This window comes from Streptomyces sp. NRRL B-24572 (assembly GCF_002156145.1).
Classification (GTDB): domain Bacteria; phylum Actinomycetota; class Actinomycetes; order Streptomycetales; family Streptomycetaceae; genus Streptomyces; species Streptomyces vietnamensis.
Map to the genome: position 1 here is coordinate 1 of NZ_MWIG01001058.1, position 2,636 is coordinate 2,636.

At 76.2% G+C, this 2,636-nt stretch carries 3 protein-coding genes and 1 pseudogene; 3 read left to right on the forward strand and 1 reads right to left on the reverse strand.

Annotated features, from left to right (window positions below):
• On the reverse strand, positions 1–417 hold a 417-nt coding region (locus CCN56_RS40085; protein ID WP_256962436.1), incomplete at its 3' end, for a fibronectin type III domain-containing protein.
• Between CCN56_RS40085 and CCN56_RS45400 the strand changes: the two genes are divergently transcribed.
• The 3 genes and pseudogenes from CCN56_RS45400 to CCN56_RS40100 form a co-directional block, all read left to right on the forward strand.
• On the forward strand, positions 367–606 hold the full coding sequence (locus CCN56_RS45400; protein ID WP_373412963.1) for a fibronectin type III domain-containing protein: 240 nt from the start codon (positions 367–369) through the stop codon (positions 604–606). The two genes, CCN56_RS40085 and CCN56_RS45400, sit on opposite strands and share 51 nt — an antisense overlap.
• A gap of 96 nt (positions 607–702) precedes the next feature.
• Entirely contained in the window at positions 703–1,737 is a 1,035-nt protein-coding gene (locus CCN56_RS40095) for a hypothetical protein (protein WP_086832487.1), read from the forward strand.
• 51 nt (positions 1,738–1,788) lie between these two features.
• Positions 1,789–2,636 (forward strand): annotated as a pseudogene (locus tag CCN56_RS40100) (hypothetical protein); the annotation flags it as partial.

Consider the following 2,636-nt stretch of genomic DNA (forward strand, 5'->3'; position numbering starts at 1 on the left):
GGTGAGGGTGATCTCGCCCTTGGTGGCCGTGGCGGTGAGGTCTTCGGGGGCGGTGTTCGGCGGGGCGCCCGGGGACGGGGCGGTGGTGAGGTCGGCCGGGGTGCTGTCCGGGGAGGAGTTCTCGGCGGCGTCGCGGGCGCGGACGGTGAAGGCGTAGGCGGTGCCGGGGCGCAGGCCGGTGAGGTGGGCGGTGGTGGCGGTGCCGGGGACGGTGTGGATGCGGGTGTCGGCCTGGTAGACGTCGTACGCGGTGACGCGGGTGTCGTCGCGGGCCGGGGACCAGCGGAGGGTGGCGGCGCGGCTGCCGTCGGCGGTGAGCCGAACACCGCCCCCGAAGACCTCACCGCCACGGCCACCAAGGGCGAGATCACCCTCACCTGGACCCCGCCGAGGACGGGCGCCCCCGTCACCGAGCACGAACTCCACCTCAACGGCCGCTTCGCCACCACCATCGTCTGGGGCACCACCCCACCCCCCGGCCGCGCCACCTACACCTTCCCGGTCCAGGACCCGCCGGGCACCCGCTACACCGTCACCCTCCGCGCCCGGCTCCCGGACGGCACCTGGGGCGACTTCTCCGCGCCGAGAACCGTGGTCGTGCGCTGAACTCCCCTGGCTCTGGCCGAAATCGCACCCTTTCGCGCAAGCTGACGGCACCTCACCCTGCGACCAGGGGAAGCGACGGGCCGCTGGGGGGCGCCGATGTCCGAACCGAGGTCCGAGCCGCTCTACGTACCCGCGCTGCCCGCACGGTGGAGCGCGCTCGCCGCGTACGACAAGCTGACGCCGGACGTCCGGGCCGTCGTGGCACCCCTCTGGACCGTCCCGCCCCGCGTCGATCCGCGTGCCGCCCTGGACCGCATCGCGCGCGTCCAGCGCGGCCGGCCCGCCTGGGTCGACACCCGCCACGTCGAGCGCGAGCCGGGCTTCCCCTGCCACGGGGCGGTCCGGCCCCCGCTGCGGCCCGTCACCGGCATCGAGCGCGCCATCGGCGAGCAGGCGGCCCGCGCCGAGGCGGCCCGCGCGGTCGGCACGGGTCTCGGCATCCGGGTACGTCAGAACAGCCATGACCGGGTACGCCCGAGCGGCGGCGAGCGGACGGCGGAAGCGCTGTGCCGCCTCCTCGAACGGATCGCGTTCGCCCGGTGCCCCCTGGACCTCCTCATCGACCTGGGCGCGGTCGACGAGGACCAGGGAGCCGACCACACGGCGCTCCGCGTCCTGAACGTCCTCGCGCCCCTCCACCCCTGGCGCACCGTCGTCCTCCTGGCCGGCGCCTTCCCCCGCACGTGCCCCGAGACGTACGGACCACCCCTGGCCGAGACCTGCCGGGCCGACCGCCTCCTTCCCGAGCTGCTCCGCCACACCGGCGGCGGGCCCGGTCCGCGGCCCGTCCACGGCGACTACGGGGCGCACGACGCGGCGAGCGCCGACCGGGTCTCCGACACGGGGGAGGACCCGTTCCGCGGAGCCCTGCGCTACACCGCCGAACAGGCCTTCCTCATCGGCGAGGTCCCGGCCGAGTCCGGCCACCACCTCAGGGTCCGCGCGCTCGCCCGTGAGATCGTCGCCTCCCCGTGCTTCAGGGGAGCGGAGTACAGCGAGGGGGACCGCTGGCTCCGGGCGTGCGCCGACGGCAGGGGCCTGCCCGGCACCGGGCACCCCGACGTCTGGATCTGCGCGGGCCACAGCCAGCACCTGACCCATGTCGCCCGCGAACTGCGGCGACACTCCTGACCCGTCGCCCCTTCCCGCCGGAACCGGCTCCCCGGAATTACCCTGGGAAGCGTGGCCGGGACCGTTCTCACCAACACCGGGCTCGACAGCTTCCTCGACGGAGCGCCCGAGCATCGTGACGCCGCGTTCGCGCGGGCCGCCGAAGCGGTCCTGGGGCTGCTGGCCCTGCGCGGCGCCGACCGGGCGACGGGGGTGCCCGAACCGACCCCGGGGCTCGTGCGGCAGCTCCTGGTCGAGGACCTGCCGACCTTCGTCTACGCGCCGCCCGACGAGCTCGCTGCCTACCCGGCCGTCCTCGGGGCGCTCGCGGCACGGTTCGACGGAGGGCGGCGCGAGCGGATCGCCGTGGTCGTCGCCGAGTCCGCGCCCGACTTCGAACGCGCCATGAACGACCCCGGCAACCTCACCTGGCACCGCTGGTACGCCTCGCTCCTGCGGACCGTCGGCGCGGACCTCTCCGACCCCGAGGACGTACGCCGCCGCCTCGCCGCCCTCGACGGAGCACCGCTCCCCGACGGCGTGCGCCGCGCCCACCTCATGGGGCGTACCGCCCTCGCCGACGTCCTGCTCGCCGAGGCGCTCACGCGCGCGTACGTACGGGACGCCGAGACGCCCCCGGCCGCCGGGCCGCTGCTCACCGACCACGCCGTCGCGACCGGCATCGGACAGCTCGCCGCCGCGCTCCAGGACCGCTGGACCGCCGCCGGGCTCGCCGAACAGCTCGCCGGCCCGTACGCGAGGTTCGCGCCGGGACCCGACGCCTTCCCGCACCTCGTCCTCGCCGACGCCCTCCTCGACGGGATCGCCGGCTACCCGGAGGCCGCGGCCCGCGAGGAGACCGCCGCGTGGCTGGCCGGCCGCGACGCGCTCGACGCGGCCCGCGAGCTGCTGCACCCCGC

Bases quoted from the DNA above. Each gene is read 5' to 3' on its own strand.
- CCN56_RS40095 (WP_086832487.1), top strand. From the start codon at position 703: ATGTCCGAACCGAGGTCCGAGCCGCTCTACGTACCCGCGCTGCCCGCA.